Source organism: Pedobacter zeaxanthinifaciens, assembly GCF_003313335.1.
In the GTDB taxonomy this organism is placed as follows: Bacteria; Bacteroidota; Bacteroidia; order Sphingobacteriales; family Sphingobacteriaceae; genus Pedobacter; species Pedobacter zeaxanthinifaciens.
On record NZ_QMHP01000001.1, the window covers coordinates 500,906 to 520,072 of the forward strand.

The 19,167-nt window shown below is 37.4% G+C and carries 22 protein-coding genes and 1 tRNA gene; 15 read left to right on the forward strand and 8 right to left on the reverse strand.

Going from position 1 to position 19,167, the window contains the following annotated elements:
- The first annotated feature begins 581 nt into the window (after nucleotides 1-581).
- Together DUT68_RS02110 and DUT68_RS02115 are read left to right on the forward strand one after the other, a co-directional pair.
- Nucleotides 582-2,738, forward strand: a complete 2,157-nt coding sequence (locus DUT68_RS02110; protein WP_113635281.1) for an FUSC family protein — start codon at nucleotides 582-584, stop codon at nucleotides 2,736-2,738.
- 86 nt (nucleotides 2,739-2,824) lie between these two features.
- On the forward strand, nucleotides 2,825-3,235 hold the full coding sequence (locus tag DUT68_RS02115; protein WP_113635475.1) for an organic hydroperoxide resistance protein: 411 nt from the start codon (nucleotides 2,825-2,827) through the stop codon (nucleotides 3,233-3,235).
- Between the two features lie 45 nt (nucleotides 3,236-3,280).
- On the opposite strand, the gene mgtE is transcribed toward DUT68_RS02115, so the two are convergent.
- The 3 genes from mgtE to DUT68_RS02130 are packed head-to-tail and all read right to left on the reverse strand — an operon-like array spanning nucleotide 3,281 to nucleotide 5,971.
- Entirely contained in the window at nucleotides 3,281-4,630 is a 1,350-nt protein-coding gene (mgtE, locus tag DUT68_RS02120) for a magnesium transporter (protein WP_113635283.1), read from the reverse strand.
- Nucleotides 4,631-4,656: 26 nt separating this feature from the next.
- Nucleotides 4,657-5,361 (reverse strand): DUF3307 domain-containing protein, encoded by a 705-nt coding sequence (locus tag DUT68_RS02125; RefSeq protein WP_113635285.1) that lies wholly within the window; start codon nucleotides 5,359-5,361, stop codon nucleotides 4,657-4,659.
- A gap of 1 nt (nucleotide 5,362) precedes the next feature.
- Nucleotides 5,363-5,971 carry a transcriptional regulator gene (locus tag DUT68_RS02130; RefSeq protein WP_113635287.1) on the reverse strand — a complete coding sequence of 203 codons (609 nt, stop codon included), beginning with the start codon at nucleotides 5,969-5,971 and terminating at the stop codon, nucleotides 5,363-5,365.
- A gap of 157 nt (nucleotides 5,972-6,128) precedes the next feature.
- On the opposite strand from DUT68_RS02130, the gene DUT68_RS02135 reads away from it, so the two are divergent.
- Together DUT68_RS02135 and DUT68_RS02140 are read left to right on the forward strand one after the other, a co-directional pair.
- Nucleotides 6,129-7,163: a ligase-associated DNA damage response exonuclease gene (locus DUT68_RS02135; protein WP_113635289.1), complete on the forward strand. Its 1,035-nt coding sequence runs from the start codon at nucleotides 6,129-6,131 to the stop codon at nucleotides 7,161-7,163.
- Nucleotides 7,160-8,752, forward strand: a complete 1,593-nt coding sequence (locus DUT68_RS02140; RefSeq protein ID WP_113635291.1) for an ATP-dependent DNA ligase — start codon at nucleotides 7,160-7,162, stop codon at nucleotides 8,750-8,752. Before DUT68_RS02135 ends, DUT68_RS02140 begins: the two co-directional genes overlap by 4 nt.
- Nucleotides 8,753-8,799: 47 nt before the next feature.
- Here DUT68_RS02140 and DUT68_RS02145 read toward each other — a convergent pair whose 3' ends face one another.
- The 5 genes from DUT68_RS02145 to DUT68_RS02165 form a co-directional block, all read right to left on the reverse strand.
- Nucleotides 8,800-9,021, reverse strand: coding sequence for a DUF2795 domain-containing protein (locus DUT68_RS02145; protein WP_097129232.1), 222 nt, complete (start codon nucleotides 9,019-9,021; stop codon nucleotides 8,800-8,802).
- Between the two features lie 77 nt (nucleotides 9,022-9,098).
- A complete protein-coding gene (locus tag DUT68_RS02150; protein WP_113635293.1) occupies nucleotides 9,099-9,653 on the reverse strand; it encodes a cob(I)yrinic acid a,c-diamide adenosyltransferase in 555 nt (184 codons plus the stop codon).
- Nucleotides 9,654-9,748: 95 nt separating this feature from the next.
- A complete protein-coding gene (locus DUT68_RS02155) occupies nucleotides 9,749-10,507 on the reverse strand; it encodes an ABC transporter ATP-binding protein (RefSeq protein ID WP_113635296.1) in 759 nt (252 codons plus the stop codon).
- Nucleotides 10,508-10,670: 163 nt separating this feature from the next.
- The gene (gatC, locus tag DUT68_RS02160; RefSeq protein WP_113635298.1) at nucleotides 10,671-10,961 is read right to left on the reverse strand and encodes an Asp-tRNA(Asn)/Glu-tRNA(Gln) amidotransferase subunit GatC; all 291 of its coding nucleotides are present in this window, start codon (nucleotides 10,959-10,961) and stop codon (nucleotides 10,671-10,673) included.
- A gap of 63 nt (nucleotides 10,962-11,024) precedes the next feature.
- Nucleotides 11,025-11,747, reverse strand: coding sequence for a lysophospholipid acyltransferase family protein (locus DUT68_RS02165; protein WP_113635300.1), 723 nt, complete (start codon nucleotides 11,745-11,747; stop codon nucleotides 11,025-11,027).
- Between the two features lie 199 nt (nucleotides 11,748-11,946).
- On the opposite strand from DUT68_RS02165, the gene trpS reads away from it, so the two are divergent.
- The 11 genes from trpS (at nucleotide 11,947) to gndA (ending at nucleotide 19,035) form a co-directional block, all read left to right on the forward strand.
- Complete coding sequence (gene trpS / locus DUT68_RS02170) at nucleotides 11,947-12,945, forward strand: tryptophan--tRNA ligase (RefSeq protein WP_113635301.1); 999 nt, start codon at nucleotides 11,947-11,949, stop codon at nucleotides 12,943-12,945.
- A gap of 84 nt (nucleotides 12,946-13,029) precedes the next feature.
- Complete coding sequence (locus DUT68_RS02175) at nucleotides 13,030-13,644, forward strand: deoxynucleoside kinase (RefSeq protein ID WP_113635303.1); 615 nt, start codon at nucleotides 13,030-13,032, stop codon at nucleotides 13,642-13,644.
- Complete coding sequence (locus DUT68_RS02180) at nucleotides 13,645-13,845, forward strand: DUF5808 domain-containing protein (RefSeq protein WP_113635305.1); 201 nt, start codon at nucleotides 13,645-13,647, stop codon at nucleotides 13,843-13,845. It abuts the gene before it with no gap.
- Nucleotides 13,842-14,570: a 3-deoxy-manno-octulosonate cytidylyltransferase gene (kdsB, locus tag DUT68_RS02185; RefSeq protein ID WP_113635306.1), complete on the forward strand. Its 729-nt coding sequence runs from the start codon at nucleotides 13,842-13,844 to the stop codon at nucleotides 14,568-14,570. The genes DUT68_RS02180 and kdsB overlap by 4 nt, the downstream gene beginning before the upstream one ends.
- Before the next feature lie 33 nt (nucleotides 14,571-14,603).
- A complete protein-coding gene (locus DUT68_RS02190; RefSeq protein WP_113635308.1) occupies nucleotides 14,604-15,137 on the forward strand; it encodes a hypothetical protein in 534 nt (177 codons plus the stop codon).
- Nucleotides 15,138-15,188: 51 nt separating this feature from the next.
- Complete coding sequence (pdeM, locus tag DUT68_RS02195; RefSeq protein WP_113635310.1) at nucleotides 15,189-15,824, forward strand: ligase-associated DNA damage response endonuclease PdeM; 636 nt, start codon at nucleotides 15,189-15,191, stop codon at nucleotides 15,822-15,824.
- Between the two features lie 130 nt (nucleotides 15,825-15,954).
- Nucleotides 15,955-16,039, forward strand: a tRNA-Ser gene (locus DUT68_RS02200).
- Nucleotides 16,040-16,137: 98 nt separating this feature from the next.
- The gene (locus DUT68_RS02205; RefSeq protein ID WP_113635477.1) at nucleotides 16,138-16,695 is read left to right on the forward strand and encodes a hypothetical protein; all 558 of its coding nucleotides are present in this window, start codon (nucleotides 16,138-16,140) and stop codon (nucleotides 16,693-16,695) included.
- Nucleotides 16,692-17,135, forward strand: coding sequence for a hypothetical protein (locus DUT68_RS02210; protein WP_113635312.1), 444 nt, complete (start codon nucleotides 16,692-16,694; stop codon nucleotides 17,133-17,135). The genes DUT68_RS02205 and DUT68_RS02210 overlap by 4 nt, the downstream gene beginning before the upstream one ends.
- Before the next feature lie 148 nt (nucleotides 17,136-17,283).
- Nucleotides 17,284-17,607: a hypothetical protein gene (locus DUT68_RS02215; protein ID WP_113635313.1), complete on the forward strand. Its 324-nt coding sequence runs from the start codon at nucleotides 17,284-17,286 to the stop codon at nucleotides 17,605-17,607.
- A 9-nt stretch (nucleotides 17,608-17,616) separates the two neighbouring features.
- Nucleotides 17,617-19,035 (forward strand): NADP-dependent phosphogluconate dehydrogenase, encoded by a 1,419-nt coding sequence (gene gndA / locus DUT68_RS02220; protein ID WP_113635315.1) that lies wholly within the window; start codon nucleotides 17,617-17,619, stop codon nucleotides 19,033-19,035.
- The last annotated feature ends 132 nt before the right edge of the window (nucleotides 19,036-19,167 follow it).

The window sequence follows — 19,167 nt, forward strand, 5'->3', positions numbered from 1 at the left end:
GTTCTCGAGCTTTCTTTCCATAGAATTCCAGCTTTTCCCACCATTGTCTGTTACTAATTGTACCGCTTAGGTGTTAACCTTTCCTGTGCTTCGTTCTTTCTTTCGAATAAACTGAGCCTTTGGAATTAATCGATTTGTTTTTCAACTTATCGACTTGCTGACAATTTTTTTATCCCAAAAGTTTTAGCCTTTCAGCTTCTCTTTCGTTTTGGATTTTCAGACGGTCAAAGTACTTCGTTTTTGATATCACTAAGTTAATATGAGTTTGAATTTTAACCAAAAAAACGGACTAAATCTTACTAACAATTTATTAACCAATAATTTAGGATTATGCACATTTTCTTTAGCTATATAACCTGATAACTGTTGTTGTTTTCGCAATATTGCGTCAATATTATTTAAGTTATTAACAATCAGATTTTTAACATTTTCATCATTTTATAAAGTTTCTCAACACATTTTTTCCAAAAACTAAATCAAAGTTTTGCGTGTTAAACTTCTAAGTGAAAATATCTCGCACTTTTATCAAAGGCTTTTCTCATAAAATTTAACGTTTAATCACAATAGTGTTAGCTTTGTATATGCTTCATCGCCCAATTAGAGATACACAGGATTTTTTGCTCAGCAATTATTTTGCTGAGGGCTTGCGTATCACTTTTGGCGTACTCTGTCCATCTTTGATTATGGCACAGTTTGGTATGCTGCAATACGGCATGACCTTATCATTAGGTGCACTTTGTGTGAGCATAGTAGACTCTCCGGGACCAATCCAGCATCGCCGAAATGCTATGTTTGTTACAACCGCTCTCCTATTTCTGGTCACCATTATTGTGGGTTTAACTAATAAAAGTGCCGTATTTACGGGCATTCTGATTGTAGCTTTCAGTTTCATTTTTTCGATGCTTTTTCTTTACGGAAATAGAGCAGCCTCTATCGGAACATCAGTTTTACTGATTATGATTTTGAGTATTGATGATGTAAGGCCTTGGCAGGAAGTTATTTTTTACAGCATTTTAGTTTTTATAGGAAGCATTTGGTACACTGCCTTAAGTTACATCATTTATCGTTTACGCCCTTACAGGTTAGCTCAGCAAACTTTAAGTGACTCAATACATGAAGTGGCCGATTTTCTTAGAGCAAAAGCAAAATTCTACTCGCAAAATACCAATTACGAGAAAAACTATGCTGCTTTGTTACAATTACAAGTTGATGTAAGCCAAAAACAGGACGAAGTTAGAGAAGTGCTTTTCAAAACCCGCGAAATAGTACGAGAATCTACACCACAGGGTAGGTTTTTGCTCATCGTGTTTACGGATATGGTTGATTTGTTTGAGCAGGTAATGTCAACCTATTACAATTATAAACAGCTCCATGAGCAATTTGACGAAATAGGCATTTTAAATCACTACGAAGATGCAATCAATAAAATTGCCGATTCTTTAGATGATATCGCTTTTGCTTTAAAAAGTGGTGGCGTACCAACCCTTGCTGAAAATTTAGAAAAGGATCTCGAAAATTTGAGAAACGAAATTAGTGAACTAGAGCAGCATAAAAGCAAAACTTACAATACCTTAGGCCTAATTGCATTAAGAAATATCGAAGTAAATATTGAAAACATTGTTAGCCGCATTAAAACAATTAACAGGTATTTTAACAAAAAAGAACAGCGCAAAATAAAGAAAGGTGATATTGACGTTGGCAAATTCGTCACCTCGCAGGAAATCAATACCAAAATATTAGTTAACAACCTCACTTTCAGCTCATCTACATTCAGACACTCGTTGAGGGTGGCCATTGTAATGCTGATTGGATTTTTAGTTGCCAGAAGTTTAGATTTTGCACACAGCTATTGGATTTTACTTACCATTTTGGTGATTTCGAAGCCTGGTTTTAGCTTAACTAAAGAGAGAAATTACCACAGAATTATTGGTACGGTAGCAGGCGCATTTTTGGGGATGGCGGTACTTCATTACGTTAATGATAAACATACACTTTTCGGTATCCTCATTGTATTTATGGTGGCTGGCTACAGCTTTCAGCGTAAAAATTATGTCGTTAGCGTACTGTTCATGACACCATACATCTTAATAATGTTTGATTTTTTAGGCATGGGTGTAATGTCAATTGCAAAGGAACGTATCTACGATACATTGATTGGCTCTGGAATTGCATTGTTGGCAAGTTACTCCTTGTTTCCAAATTGGGAGCATGAAAAGTTAAAGGAAGCAATGCTAGATGTGATAAAATCAAATAAGAATTATTTTATAGAAGTAACGAAGCTATATTTTAACGAGAATGCAGATAATACAGCTTACAAATTAGCTCGTAAAGACATTTATGTAAAAACTTCCAACCTCGCCTCCTTATTTCAACGAATGTTTTCAGAGCCGAAAAGCAAGCAGTTGTACATGAAAGAGTTGCATCAGTTTACCGTATTAAATCACCTGTTAACTTCTTATGTTGCCAGTTTATCGCTTTACATCAAAGAACACCATTTTGTTTGCGCTACATTAAAGGATGTAAAACCAATTGCCGACAATACAAGCTATCTATTGGAAAATGCAGCCGAAAATTTGGATAAAAACAATGACGGCTTAAGTAATGTACCATTAATCAGGTTTAAAATTGATAATGAACTAGCCCTTTCTCATGCCGACATGGTGGTTTCTGAACAATTTGACCTCATTCAAAAAGTATCTTACGACATTTTTAAACTCACGGAAAAAATCAAAATCTAGCTTTAAATTAATTAACCAGCTTCATTGACAAGCTACAATTGCAAACTAAAACGATACTAATTTGTTGCTTGTAAAAAATGAATGTTATGGAAAAGATATATACGGCTTCTGTTGTTGTAATTGGCGGCAGAGATGGCCATGCGAAAAGCAGCGACGGAATTTTTGAAACAGATTTAAGAAAACCGAAGGAAATGGGCGGACAAGGTGGAGCGCCTAATCCTGAACAACTATTTGCCACCGCCTGGGGATCTTGTTATTTAGGTGCGTTGCAAACCGTTGCTGAACATGCAGGCGTTGATGCTACTGACACCAACGTGAATGTTCACATTTCTTTCAATAAAGATGGTAATGGCTTTGCACTATCAGCTGAATTAGATGTGCATATTCCTAAAATTACAGTGGAAGAAGCGCAAACGTTAGCCGAGAAAGCACATGCAGTTTGCCCGTATTCAAAAGCCACCAAAGGCAATATTGAAACTAGGATAACTGCGGTTTAAGTTATTGGCGAATGAAGTAGTCCCACTTGCTTCATTCGCTATTTATTACAACAGCAGCTTACTTGCTAGCCCTAATAACAGCAAGAAACCAAAAACATCAGTGAAAGTGGTAATGATAATAGATGACGCAATTGCAGGATCAATTCCTATACGTTTCAGCAATAGCGGAATACCTGCGCCTGTAATTCCTGCAATGATCAAGTTTCCTGTCATTGCCATAAAAATCACTAAGCCCAGCATCAAATTGGCATCAAAAAAATAGGCAAATATCAATACAATCAAACCAGTTACTGCTCCATTAATCATCCCTACAGTAAACTCTTTTAAAACAGTACGATAAGCCTGTCTATCCGTTAAATCGAATAATGAAATACGCCTAACCGTTACCGCTAAAGCCTGCGTAGCGGCATTCCCTCCCATTCCCGCAATAATGGTCATGTAGGCCGATAGAATCGCCAAATGTGCTAACGTGTCTTCGTAATAACGCACTACCGCCGAAGCCAAAAAAGCCGTTCCTAAGTTAATAATTAGCCAAGGCAAACGAGATTTTACCGCATCAACCCAATTACCGGCTAATTCCTCATCTTCTGATACACCGGAAATTTTAAGGATATCTTCCGTATTCTCATCTTCCAATACGTCGATAACATCATCAAAAGTTACCCTACCCAACAAAACCAAATCGTCATTTACTACTGGTATACTTGTTAAATTATATTGCGAAAGCAATTTAGCCACTTCTTCCTGGTCGGTATCTGTTTTTACATAAACGGCATCTGGTTTCACCATTTCAGTAATTTTCACATTTCCTTTGGCTTTAATGATATCCTTTAACGATACAATACCTTTAAATACACCCGAATTATCAACTACGAAAACGGTGTAAAACTCCTCTATTTCTTCGCTTTGTCTAATAATTTCGTCAATAGCATCTTTTTTAGTGAAATTAAAGTTTACCGTAATCATTTGAGTATTCATCAAACCACCTGCAGTTTCCTCGTGGTAGCTCAATAAATTTCTAATGCTTTGCGCATCATCGGCACTTAAATCCTCTAATATTTCCTGCTGCTCATCTTCATCCAACTGCGAAATGATATCCGTAGCGTCATCATAGTCAAGTTCTTCAACAATCTCTGTACGTTTCTCTGGATGTAATTGGATCAAAAGTTCCTCCGGATGCGCTTCTTCGCTCATTTCCGCAATCACTTCAGAGGCTTTTTCAACTTCTAATAAATTGATGATACGCTGCCTATCTTCTGAATTAAGATTATCGAATAAAATGGCAATTTCAGACGCATGGTATTCGGCTAAAGTTGATGCCAATAACGCATCATCGCCTTCTATAGCTTTCCTAAGTTTTGAAAGGTCTGTTTTATCAAGCTCGAACGATTGCATATATTTCAAATTACAATGTTGATGATCTATAAATTAATTTGCGCAATGCCAAGTGATACCACAATGGCTATTCCGAAACTCAAAAGTGTACCTATCAGTACATACTCGGTAAATTTCAGTTCATTGCCCTCCTTTAAGTCGCCAAACCTAAAAATTGATTTTGCTGCTAATAAGAAACCTACCGCCTCAAAGTGTTGGGTAATAATAAAGATATAAATGAGCAAACGTTCCAAAATCCCAATGAATTTGCCTGCTTTATGCAATGAAATGGTATTTTTATCGGGTATAAAACGTGCTATCGCTACTCTAATAATTACCGCAGTTGGTGAGGTTAAAAACAATGCTCCCAGTACATAAAGCCAAAGTTTTTCATTTTGGAAGAAACTGATATCAACACTAATTTGAGTAGTAAATGCTAACCAAACAGCAAGTATTACCAACAAATGCATCAGCTGATCTGCAAAAAACCATAATCGCTTATTGTTTGGCTTTTGAAATTGCAATTTACAGGCGTCAATAATCAGATGACTTATGCCAATAATAAGTGCCTGCGGAAACACGCTAAAATTAAAAAACAGCAAGAAAATCAGCACAATATGTATAGCAACATGCAAGTACAGTTTTCCCGATTTAAGTTTTTTTTCTTCCTTTTCGGCTACCCATTGATCAGGTTGAAGAAAAAAATCACCAAGTACATGGGCGGATAAAAGTTTAATTAAAGCCAATTCCATATCAAAAAGTTGCCGCTAAAAGTGTCCTGAATTTATTCTCCAACTCCATCATTTCCGAAAAATGCGCTCTTTTAAGCGCTTCACTAATGGAGGATTGACTTCTCCCCGAAATCTTTGCTATTTTATCTTGTTTTTCATTGAAATTCTCAATGGTTTGCTTCACCACCTGCGCTGCAATGGGGCTCCAACTATCCATTGCAATTAGTGCTAATTTGAAATACAAGTTCATATCTTCATCAAATTGCGCTGATGGAGTTTTTACCGTTAGGTTAACTTTACTGCTTTTTAAGGCATCAAATCCTTCTCCCGAATTGATATAAGCTTCTCCATTTGCTTCCGTTACCTTAGCTACACGGTCGTCTAAAACACTTCCGATTCCAATACTCATCCTTACGTCAGCACCTTTCAATGCCCTCATGCAGGCTTTTACATATAATACCGTTAAAAAAGCTTCCGTAGGCGGTAGGGCTATCTGAAAACTATCGCCCCTAAAAATTTCCCACTTCGTATTTTTTTTTGGCAAAGCCGATAAAGCCTCTTTCAAAGTAGCCATCCATAGTAAAGGCAATTCCCTTGAGTTAATGATATCACCTGTTATAACTGCAATCATACAAGCAATATCGGCAAAAAAGCCGATAAAACAAAATATCGGCTAATTAACCGATAAAACAAAATATCGGATGTTTTGCCGATAACCAATTATACTTAGAAAAGAGTAATATCTTTAAGGTACGAAAACTATAACTTAGTGTGTATGTTTATAAGCCATGGCATTAATCCAATTCACTAATAAGGGTATTTTTTGTAAACAGGGCGATTTTTATATCGACCCTTGGCGACCTGTAGACAAGGCAATTATTACGCATGGACATGCCGATCATGCTCGTTGGGGAAATAAATACTATCTGTGCCATCATCTTACCAAACCTATATTAACCACCCGATACGGCATTGAAAATGAAATACAAACTTTAGGTTACGGAGAGGAAATCACGATTAATGGCGTAAAAATTAGTTTGCATCCGGCAGGACATGTAATAGGTTCTGCGCAAATTAGATTGGAATACAAAGGCGAAATAGTAGTAGTTTCTGGAGACTACAAAACAGAAAATGATGGGATTAGCACTGCATTTGAACCAGTTAAGTGCCATACTTTTGTATCAGAAAGCACATTTGGATTACCGATTTATAAGTGGGATGCACAGCAAATCATCTTTAATCAAATGGAACAGTGGATTGCAAGTAACCATTCCAAAAACAAAACCAGTGTATTAGTGGCATATAGCTTAGGAAAGGCACAACGTTTAATTACAAATCTTAAGACGAGCTATCCAATTTTCGTCCATCAAACTATACAAAACCTAAATGATGCTTTTGCGGAAAGCGGTGTAAAACTACCAGAAACCATTAAAATTACCGCCGACATCAAAAAAGATGAGCTGCAAAAAGGAATTGTAATTGTACCGCCAGCTTTGGCAGATAGTCGCTGGGTTAAAAACCTAGTTAACCCGGCCACAGGTGTTTGTAGTGGTTGGATGGCTGTACGGGCAGGAAGAAGATGGCGAAGTGCTGATGCGGGCTTTGCATTAAGCGACCATGCTGATTGGGATGGTTTACTTAGTGCTATTAAAGCAACCGAAGCCGAAAAAGTAATGGTAACACATGGCAGTACAGCCGTTTTTAGTAGGTACTTAAATGAAATTGGCATTAGCGCCGAAGAAGTGAAAACGCAGTACGGAGATGAAGAAGAGGCCGAGGATAAAGTAGAAGAAGAACAAATAAAAACAATTGAAGCCTCATGAAACGTTTTGCACAGCTCATACAGGAATTAGAATTAAGCAACAAAACTACCGACAAAATGGAAGCTTTGGTGAATTACTTTAACGAGGCTAATCCGTTAGATAAACCCTACGTTATTGCCCTGTTTACTGGCAAGCGTCCTAAACGACCAATTACTACCACTTTAATTAAGCAGTGGGCAATTGAGCTAAGCAATATTCCTGAGTGGCTATTTACAGAAAGTTATCATAGTGTTGGCGATTTAAGTGAAACCATTGCATTGGTACTACCACCTGCAGCACATGCCGTTGAAAAACCATTACATCAATGGATAAGCGAACTGGCAAATTTGCAAAGCCAAACCGATGAACAGAAAAAAGCCTATATCCTAACAGCTTGGAATAGTTTGGCTACACAGGAGCGTTTTATCTTTAACAAACTAATTTCCGGAAATTTTAGAATTGGTGTTTCCAATAAAATGTTGGTAAATGCTATTGCCAAGCAAAGCGGAAATGACACTAACAAAATTATGCATAGCATTATGGGCAAATGGCAGCCCAATCAAATTAGCTATGAAGAACTTACCTCCGGAAGCCATGTAAACACAGATAACTCTTGGCCTTACCCCTTTTGTTTAGCTTACGCTTTAGATAATGAGCCAGAACAGTTAGGTGATACAAATTTATGGCAAGCTGAGTGGAAATGGGATGGCATTAGAGGACAAATCGTGAAACGCAATGGCGAGTTATTTATTTGGAGCCGCGGTGAAGAGTTAGTAACAGAACAATTTCCTGAGCTGCATTTTTTAAAAGATGAATTGCCAGATGGAACGGTGTTAGACGGTGAAATATTGGCCGTAAAAAATGGCATGGTACTTCCATTCAGTACGCTACAACAACGGCTTAATAGAAAAACCATTAATAAAAGTCAGCTGGATGGTGCGCCTATTGGATTTTACAGTTACGATATACTTGAGCACCAAACTATTGACATCAGAAATGAACCTTTATCTAACCGACGTGCTTTGTTAGAAAAACTCATTACTTCACTAAGCACTAAACAAATTGTGTTGCTATCTCCAACCATTAAATTTAACAGCTGGAACGAATTGGCAACAATCAGAGAAACGGCGAGAGAGATCAATAGCGAAGGGATTATGTTGAAACATCAGGATTCGATATTTCATGCTGGGAGAAAACGTGGCGACTGGTGGAAGTGGAAAATTAACCCATACACCGTTGACACAGTGATGATTTACGCTCAAAAAGGCAGCGGCAGACGAGCTAATTTTTATACTGACTACACTTTTGCTGTAAGAGATGGCGACAAGCTGATTACCATCGCCAAAGCTTACTCGGGCTTAACAGACAAAGAAATTAAGGAAGTAAACAGTTTCGTCAATAAAAATGCAATTGAAAAATTTGGTCCGGTTCGTACCGTTAAACCCGAATTGGTATTTGAAATTGCTTTTGAGGGCATTGCCGAAAGTAAAAGACACAAAGCTGGTTTAGCTTTGCGCTTTCCACGCATAGCCCGTTGGCGAAAAGATAAAAAGGCAGACGAAATTAATACACTTGATGATTTAAGGCTGCTTTTAAACGCTAACAGCTAATCAAAAGTTACAAAAAACAAAATCCCGATAGTTATCGGGATTTTGTTTTAATATTCATCTTCGTTAAAGAAGAAATCGTCTTTCGTTGGATAATCTGGCCAAATTTCCTCAATGGTTTCATAAGGCTCACCATCATCTTCCAAAGCTTGTAGGTTTTCAATTACTTCTACTGGTGCTCCTGAACGAATGGCGTAGTCAATTAATTCATCTTTAGTTGCAGGCCATGGAGCGTCTTCCAAATGCGATGCTAATTCTAAGGTCCAATACATATCTTAATTATTATTAATTCGTCAATTACTATTTCCGCAAAACATGTGAAAAAAATTGAGCATTACAAATATTTTTTTCAACTATTTTGTCTAGGCAGCCAAATGTTTTCCACAACACCCGCATCATGCCCTAATTTACGGCCTAAAGTGAACAAATAATCACTCAATCTGTTTAAATAAACCGTAACCTTATTATCAACAAAACTGCTTTCTGCTAACGCTACAGTTAATCTTTCTGCTCTTCTACACACACACCTAGCAATATGGCAATAAGATACCGTGGTACTTCCTCCTGGTAAAACAAAATGCTTCAATTCAGGCAAACTTTCATTCATGGCATCCATTTCCTTTTCCAGCAAGGTAATGTCACTTTCCAACAAGTCTGGAATTTTCATTTTAGATTTTTCTGGATCTGCGGCCAAAGAGGCACCTACCGTAAACAATCTATCTTGAATTTCTTTTAACAGCAGCTTAACATCAGCGCTGATATCTTGCGAAGCAATTAAGCCAATGTAAGAATTCAGCTCATCAACGGTACCGTAACTTTCTATGCGAATATGATGTTTGGGTACTCGGGTACCTCCTATCAATGAGGTTTGACCTTTATCACCCGTTTTGGTATAAATTTTCATGCTGGGAAAGTTATAAGTTTAAATATTAAGTTTTGCGTTTAAGCTGTAAAATTAGAAAATTCTACTACGTAAAACTTAAAATGTGCACTCAATAACTAAACAATACTCTCAAAATCGTTACCGCTTTCTCGTATGGCTTTTAAACGTGGCGAAACTGACTTTACATCTTCATTAACGTAGTCTTTTTCTACCAAACCATCACGCATCCGCACAATTCTGTGGGCATGCTGTGCAATATCTTCCTCGTGTGTTACCAAAATAATGGTGTTACCCTTACTGTGAATTTCTTCCAGCAAGCCCATAATTTCAATAGACGTTTTGGTATCTAAGTTACCGGTGGGTTCATCGGCTAATATAATGGAAGGGTTGTTAATTAAAGCCCTGGCAACAGCTACCCTTTGACGCTGACCACCCGAAAGTTCATTTGGTTTGTGTGTTACCCTATTTCCTAATCCTACACTTTCCAACGCCTTATGAGCACGAGCGTCACGCTCTTTTTTACTAGCTCCAGCATAAATTAAAGGCAAAGCAACATTGTCTAATGATGTAGACCTGGGCAATAAATTGAATGTCTGAAAAACAAAACCTATCTCCTTGTTACGCACTTCAGCCAGCTGATTATCGCTCATATGGCTCACATTGATACCGTTAAGGATATAATCACCTTTGGTTGGAGTATCCAAACAGCCTAAAATATTCATTAAGGTAGATTTTCCAGACCCAGAAGGCCCCATCAATGCTACGAACTCGCCTTCATTAATGGTTAAACTTACAGATTTTAATGCGTGTATAACCTCAGTGCCAATTACATACTTTCGGCCAATATCTTTAATGGTGATGAGTTCTTTCTGCATTGTTTTTTTGTTTTTTAGACGAGTGCCCGTAACACAATGTTACAATTGATTTACGATTTTAGATTTTCGAGGTAAGATTTGATTCATTAAATACGAATTTTTTAAATATGTAAGCCGTTAACTGATACCTTACAACTGATACCTAATACCTTACAACTGGAAACTATTTTTCGATAATCTTAGGCACCATAAAGAAACTTTCGTTATGTACAGCCGCGTTCTTTAAACCATCGGCTACGCTAATTTCGTTAACTGCAATGTCTTCACGCCACACATTGGCTTCTTCGTTCATGTAAACTAGCGGCGCTACGCCATCGGTATCTAATTCATTAAGCTTTTCCATGAAAGTCAAAATCTTGTTCATCTCCTGCGTCAAATCATCCACCTCATTCTCCTTAATTTCAATCCTCGCTAAATCAGCCACTTTATAAACCGTATTTTTATCAATTATCATTTTATTGCGATACTAAATTATAAGTCTAACCTACTGCTCAAAACATCGTAGGCAAAACCTAATCTACAATTTGCTTTTAATTCTATTGAAAACTTCGTTCTTTAAAACTTCATCATTTTCTGGCGCTAAGATACTGGTTAAAATTGGTTGATGCACCTTAACATTAATAATCCCTGGTCTGGTACCGTACTTCATCCCATCATCCCACATCACTTTCCAAGCGTTAGTGATACTTACCGGAACAATTGGAATATTTTTTTCAATGGCCAAGCGGAATGGTCCGCTCTTAAAGTCTTGCAAAATTGGAGGATAAGCATCATCTATTTTACCCTCGGGGAAGATAATCAAGCTCATTCCACTTTCTAAATTGTCTGCGGCTTTTTTAAATGCCCTAAATGAAGATATTTTACTTTCTCTGGAAACTGCAATATCAATTGTTTTAAAGAAAATCCCAAGTAAAGGGTTTTTCATCAGCTCTTCTTTCCCCATAAAATGATACCTGCCCCTGGCTAAAATACAAAAGATGATAATATCAAGATTGGAGGTATGGTTTGCACAAAAAATATAGGTTTGTTTAGGATCAAGTTTCTCTGTAAAATCAAATTTTAAAAAGATGCCCGAGAGCGCCGCTGACGTAAAAGAGTGTATTGTCCTAAACTTATTGAGTACTTCATAATAACGCGGATGTCTTGTAAACCAATAATAAAACGGCCAAAACAAAACGAAAAATAAAAATAGGCAGAACAGGCACCATGCCCAATGCAGCTTGCGGAGCAATTTAATCATCAATACCAAAAATACAATTTTGGCTTAATAGCTCTACGTTTTTTTAAAAATCGTTCTTTTAAAGTTATACTAGCAAACTTAAATACATTTGGTAACTAAATGGGCCTTGTTGAACTGCAATTGTCAAAAGCTTATAATTTACCATTACAAGTATCAACATTCTTCTCACTTGTCAGTTTTTTCATTAATTTCGGCCACTATGAAAGAAACAGTTGTTAGCGGGATTAGATCCACTGGAAAATTACATTTGGGCAACTATTATGGTGCTGTAAAAAATTTCATTAAAATGCAGGATGAATACAACTGCTATTTTTTCATTGCTGATTGGCATTCGTTAACAACACATCCTACCCCAGAAAACCTACACGGAAACATTAAAAATGTAGTTGTAGATTACCTTGCTTGTGGTTTAGACCCTGAAAAAAGTACAATTTATGTACAATCAGATGTTCCTGAGATCATCGAATTGTATCTTTACTTAAACATGAACGCTTACTTGGGAGAACTGGAAAGGGCTACATCATTTAAAGATAAGGTAAGGTCAAGCCCAGATAACGTGAACGCAGGTTTATTGACTTACCCGGTTTTAATGGCGGCTGATATCCTCATCCATAAAGCCACAAAAGTTCCTGTTGGAAAAGACCAGGAGCAGCATTTGGAAATGGCACGTACTTTCGGAAACCGATTTAATCGTTTATATAACCAAGAGTATTTCCCTGAACCTTACGCTTTTAGCTACACAGATAAGCTGGTAAAAGTACCAGGTTTAGATGGGAAAGGAAAAATGGGAAAATCAGAAGGTGATGCTAACTGCATTTATCTTTCAGATACGCCTGAAGCTATTCGCAAGAAAGTATCTAGGGCGGTTACCGATGGCGGACCAACTGAGGAAAATCAGCAAAAACCTGAAGCAATTCAGAATTTGTTTGATTTGATGAAAATTGTTTCAACAGAAGATACCTTGACACATTTTGATGATTTATACAACAAGATGGCGATCCGTTACGGTGATTTCAAAAAACAATTAGCAGAGGATATGGTAATCGCCACAGAACCAATGAGACAACGTATCAACGACATTGCAAATGACAATGCTTATTTACAAAAAGTGGTGCGTTTAGGTGCTGAAAAAGCCAGAGAAAGCGCTCAACGTACCATTAAAGAAGTACGTGAACTAATTGGTTTTAAAAGTTTTTAATTTCGTAGTATTGTGTATTGCGGTTTGCGTAACGACATAGGACGCCAATCGCAATACGCAATACTTTATACTCAATACTAAAATATGCATATAGCAATTGTAGGCAACATCGGTGCTGGAAAAACAACATTAACTGGCTTATTAGCCAAAAATTACGGATGGGAAGCACTTTACGAAGCTGTGGATAACAATCCCTATTTAGAGGATTTTTATAGCGACATGAAACGCTGGAGCTTTAACCTACAAATTTATTTCTTGAACAGTCGTTTTCAGCAAATAGTAGATATTGAAAATAAGAAACGTAATGTTATTCAAGATCGTACCATTTATGAAGATGCGCACATTTTTGCGGATAATTTGCACGAAATGGGCCTCATGACTAGTCGCGATCACGATAACTACCGAGCAATATTTGATAACATTACTTCTTTTATTAAGCCACCAGATTTGTTGGTTTATTTAAGGGCATCGGTACCAACTTTGGTAAATAATATCCAGCGCCGTGGCCGAGAGTATGAAGCAAGTATCAGAATCGATTATCTATCTAAATTGAATGAAAAATATGAAGCTTGGATAAAAAACTACAAGCTAGGTAAGTTGTTGATTTTAGATAAGGATAAGCTTGATTTCACCAACAATCCAGAAGATTTAGGAGCGGTGATCCAATCTATAGAAGTGGAAATCAACGGATTATTTTAAATGAATAAGGACTTCCAGCACGGGAATCCAGACAACTGGAAATGGGGCATCTTCTATTACAATAAAGAAGATCATCGGTTGATTGTGCCTAAACGAATCCCAGTAATGGGTTGGACTTTTAACTTTGCCCATCCCGCTGGTTATATTTTTTTAGCATTGGTTGCGCTGCTGATTATTTTTCAACTTATCTCATCATCATGAAAATTATAGGTATTATTCCGGCTCGTTATGCCTCTACCCGTTTTCCAGGAAAACCTTTGGTTGATATTTATGGAAAAACCATGATCCAAAGGGTTTATGAACAATCAATTAAAACCAAAGGACTAGCAGAAGTAGTTGTAGCAACTGATGATGAGCGCATTGCCGAAGAAGTAACCAACTTTGGTGGTAAGTATGTGATGACCTCCCCTGCTCACCAAAGCGGAACCGACCGTTGTGCGGAAGTAGCTGCTCAATTACCTGATTATGATATCATTATTAACATTCAAGGTGATGAGCCATACATCAGTCCGGAACAAATTGAACTTTTAAGCACTTGCTTTGCCGATAAGGAAACGCAATTAGCTACATTGATTAAAGAAATCAGCACCGAGGAAGAACTCTTTAATGTCAATATCCCTAAAGTAACCATCAACTGTCGACAAGAAGCGCTGTATTTCAGCAGGCAGACTATTCCTTTCATTCGCAGCGCCGAAAAACAGGATTGGATCAACAAGCATCAGTTTTACAAACACATTGGCATTTATGGCTATCGTAGAGATGTGCTGTTGGCCATTACTAAACTACAACCTTCATCTTTAGAAATGGCAGAAAGCTTGGAGCAGTTGCGCTGGTTGGAAAACGGCTTTACTATCAAAACCAAAGTAACGCAACTAGAAACTATTGCTATTGACACTCCAGAAGATTTGAAGAAAATTTCTAAATAATAGCTATATTGGATTTCAAAAAAAACTGCTCTAGTGAAGAAAAAAATTATCCTTTTAGTTGCAATTGTAGGCCTCGCTTACGCCTGTAAATCTCCAAAATCAACGGAAGTTAACCCTGCAGATTTGGTAAAGACTGCTACTTATGCTTTTTCTGACACTGCAAAACTAGATACATTTAAAGTAGCCATTACTGGAAAACAGCTTAGCGAAATGAAGTTGGTGTTTACCATCCACTCTTTTAACGGAAGTGAAATTTACAAACAAGAAGTTAGCGCCAATGAACTGCTCAAAAGTTATTTGGCTAGCGCCGAAATGAAAGACGACGAAGATAAAGTCAATTTCTTGAAGGAGGAAATCAGCTACTTTTTTGACGAAAAGCATTTTTTAGAGCCTGCTGTTACGGAAAATGAAACTCCAGACAAAAACGTACCTGACGTAACTTTTTATAACGAACTAAAAAAATCCAATTTAAACGGCTTTGAATATCGATTCAGTAAAGATAAGAGCTATTACATTGCTTGGTCGGCTACGGAGCAAAAAGTGAAAGTTTACTATAGATGCTGCTAATTTCAGCAGAAATACTACAAATATTAGCTTTTTACTGCGTAAATTTACGGCGTGAAAATATCGTTTAGAGGAGAAGAATTAATTTTAGATAAGGAACGAGCACTGTATTTGCCAAAAGAAAAATTACTGGCTATCAGTGATTTACATTTAGGAAAAGCGGCACATTTTCGTAAATCCGGTTTGGCAATCCCTAACGCAGTTTCAAAAAATGATTTAGAGCGATTATCGGCATTGCTGCACCAATACCAACCTGAAATACTGCTGATTAACGGCGATATGTTCCATAGCGATCATAATTCGGAAATTGATGAGTTTATAGCTTGGAGGCAGCAATTTAGCAGCATTGAATTTATATTGGTGAAGGGAAATCACGATAAACAACATGATAATATTTACGCTGCTTCCAGAGTGACGGTGAAAGACCCCACCTACCAAACCAATGATTTCTGTTTCATTCATGATGCTTTCAAGTGTGAATCACCCCTCTATTCCATAGGCGGTCACATTCATCCGGGTGTACGGATGTACAACAAAGCCAAGCAAAGCATTAAACTTCCCTGTTTCTACTTCGGAAATGAGTACGCTATTCTTCCAGCGTTCAGCACTTTTACGGGCTTACAAGTGGTACAAGCTCGGGAAAATGACGCCATTTATGCGGTAACGCCTTCTAAAATCGTAGAAATTTAAAAATTATTTATCGATACAAGTTGCTAATTTACAAAGGAGTAAGTTCAAACAGCGTCTAAAATTGAATGTTTGGTTAACATTTTTTTAATCAAAGTTTGCAGAATCGCTCAGAGTTTGTACTTTTGTCCCCGGAAAGTTGGCAGAGTGGTCGAATGCGGCGGTCTTGAAAACCGTTGTCTGTCACAGGACCGGGGGTTCGAATCCCTCACTTTCCGCGGAAATAAAAACAAAGCAAGCCCTTATTTAGTTAATGGGCTTTTTTTGTGCCTTTCTGTTTCCTTTAAGGTATCACGAAGCAAGGGTAACTTTATTAATGGCAAAGAAGAAAATTAGGTTAGTAACTATCGCACTTACATTTTTTGTACAGTTGTTGTTTTTAGCTGCCATTTTCTTTGAAAAACTACAAAACAGCTACACTCCCGTCGTCATCATTTTACTAAGCGTACTGATTCTTGTATCCTATTTCAAGGCACCCATACATCACAGAACCAATTTACATGAGCATATCCTCATCGTGATTTGGATACCTGCAGGTGCTTTAATTTGCTATTACCTGAATCATTATTTAAAGCTTGGCCCAGTAATGGCCGCTGGCTTGGTTGGTACAGTAGCTTCATTTATACCATCTATAAATCCAAAATCCGCGTATTTAAAGCAGTTGCCCGCCACTTTTTATTGTGGTGCTTTCATCGGGATGACAAGCTTAAACATCGCATCATCCATTTATTTCGTGTTAGCGGCTTCCTTTTTTGCGGGCGTGCTACTGTTAGTTTCCAAAAGTTTATTTAACGGACTTGGCGGCAAGCTGGGCACCATCGCTTTCACCGCCGTTACAATCACTTCGTTTATATTTTTCCTGCTTTTTAAATGATAAACGCATTGGTCTACATATTTACCGCAATTTTAGCAGCCATGCTAACTTTCTACGTTAACCATAGCCTTAAACAAGGCGCTGTAAGGTCATCTGCTTTGTTAGCATTGCTGGTTGCGTTACTATTTCATTATGTTCCAGATATATTATCAGCCACGCTTACAAAAAATATCCCTGTGGTTTTTATAGGCGGCTCATTCATCGGAATGGCGTCCAAAAAAATAGTAGACAGTTACTTTAAACTTGCGATTTCGGGATTTGTATTTGCTATCATCTACCTAAACACTAGCAGCTTTTTTAACGGCTACGGAGGTGCATTAGGTGCTTCAGCGGGCATATCGCTATTATCTGTTTTGAGTCTTCCGTTTTTCAGTACTAAACAACATCTCACCAATGGAATTTTGCAGCTTCGGAAAATCATCATTAGAAAAAGAAATTGAAAATACTTTGAGCCAAGGCATGCAGAAAGTGATTCGCAAAACCTATCGCTCAATTGATTGTTAAAATTGCATCAAATTTCCTGCAAATACTGCCAAATAAAGGCAATTCTTAGCTGGAATATATGGTAAATGTTAGTAAATTAGCCACATGTTTTACGCCAATAAAAAAACTACGGTGACTGCAAACCAAGCGCAGCAAACCGCTAAAATTTTAGCCAACGTAAAATCATTGCTCGAGAAAAAGCTCATCTCCATTGAAGGTAATTCCATTTTTTTGCAACCCCAACTTTGGAAAGATGAGCCAGCGGCTATCAACTGGATGAAATGCCTTCAAATTTATTGTATGCTAAAAAGACAATTTAAAGAGAAGGAAACGCTAAATTTCTACGATATAAATACAAAGCAAGCCATTGGCATAATTGCCAATAAACGGGCAAAACTGATAGATTTCGAATTTAAACACCAAGAATAATAACACAAAATGAGCACTACAAACAGCACCTATAACTTTGGTATGATTGGCTTAGGCACCATGGGTAGAAACTTACTACTTAACATGGCGGACCATGGATTTTCAGTAACTGGACACGATAAAAGTGAAAAAATGTTGCAATTACTGGAGGAAGAAGGTAAAGCGCATAACTTAAAGGGTTTCGCAAAAGTGGAAGAATTTGTGAATAGCTTAACTTCGCCTAAAACCATTATATTATTGGTACCTGCTGGAAAAATTGTTGATGATGTAATTAACGAAATTACACCGCTTTTAAACGAAGGTGATATTATTATTGACAGCGGAAATTCCTATTACGCAGATACCACTAGAAGATCGAAGGAATTGGCTGAAAAAGGTTTCCGTTTCTTTGGAATGGGAATTTCAGGTGGCGAAGAAGGTGCAAGATTTGGACCAAGCTTAATGCCTGGTGGCGAAAAAACGGCTTATCCGGTAATTAAAGATGTGCTTGAAGCCGTTGCTGCAAAGGTAAATGGAGAACCTTGTGTCGCATATATCGGTCCTGGAGCTTCAGGGCACTTCGTAAAAATGACACACAACGGTATCGAGTATGCTATCATGCAGCTTTTGGCTGAAACTTATGACATCCTTAAAAATGGCTTAGGTTACAGCAATACGCAAATTCAACAAGTGTTTGAAAAATGGAATAACGGCCGTTTGAAATCATTTTTAATGGAAATTACCAAAGATGTATTTTTATTTAAAGATGAGAAGACTGGTAATTTACTGGTGGATGAAATCAAAGATCAGGCGAAATCAAAAGGTACTGGAAAATGGACTTCTCAAATTGCGATGGACGTTGAAGTGCCGTTAAATACCATTGACGCCTCTGTTGCTGCCAGAAATTTATCCAAATTAAAAGACCTTAGGGTGGAATTGGAAAGTGCATTTGGGAAAGCTGGTAAAATTGAAAATGTTAGCGATTTTGAAGCGCAGCTAGAGGAAGCGTTTTTCTTCTCAATGGTATCTGCCTATGCGCAAGGTATGCACTTGCTTTGGAAAGCATCTAAAGAGTACAACTATGATTTAAACATGGCAGAAATTGCTAAAATTTGGAGAGGTGGATGTATCATTCGTGCAGAGTTTTTACAAGATATGTACGAGGCTTATCAAAAAGATCCAAATTTGGAGCATTTATATCAAGATGCTGCCATTCAACAAAAAATCCAGACTGGTTTAAAGCATACACGTAGCGTTATTACAGCTTCAATTACGGCAGGAATAGCTGTTCCTTGTTACGCAGCGGCAATTACTTATTTCGATACGTTAAAAACCGGCAGAATGCCATCTAATTTAACACAAGCACAGCGTGACTATTTTGGCGCACACACTTTCGAACGCATTGACAGTGAAGGCGTGTTTCATGCAGAATGGAATAAATTAAGTTAAAATTCACAAGTAAAGATGTATAAACTGCAGATGCACAATGATTTATTTGAAAAATTCGCATCTGCTACAAAAGGAGCAAAAGTTTTATCGTTGACATTCAGATAATCAAAGATGTTTTGGTATTCTTTATTT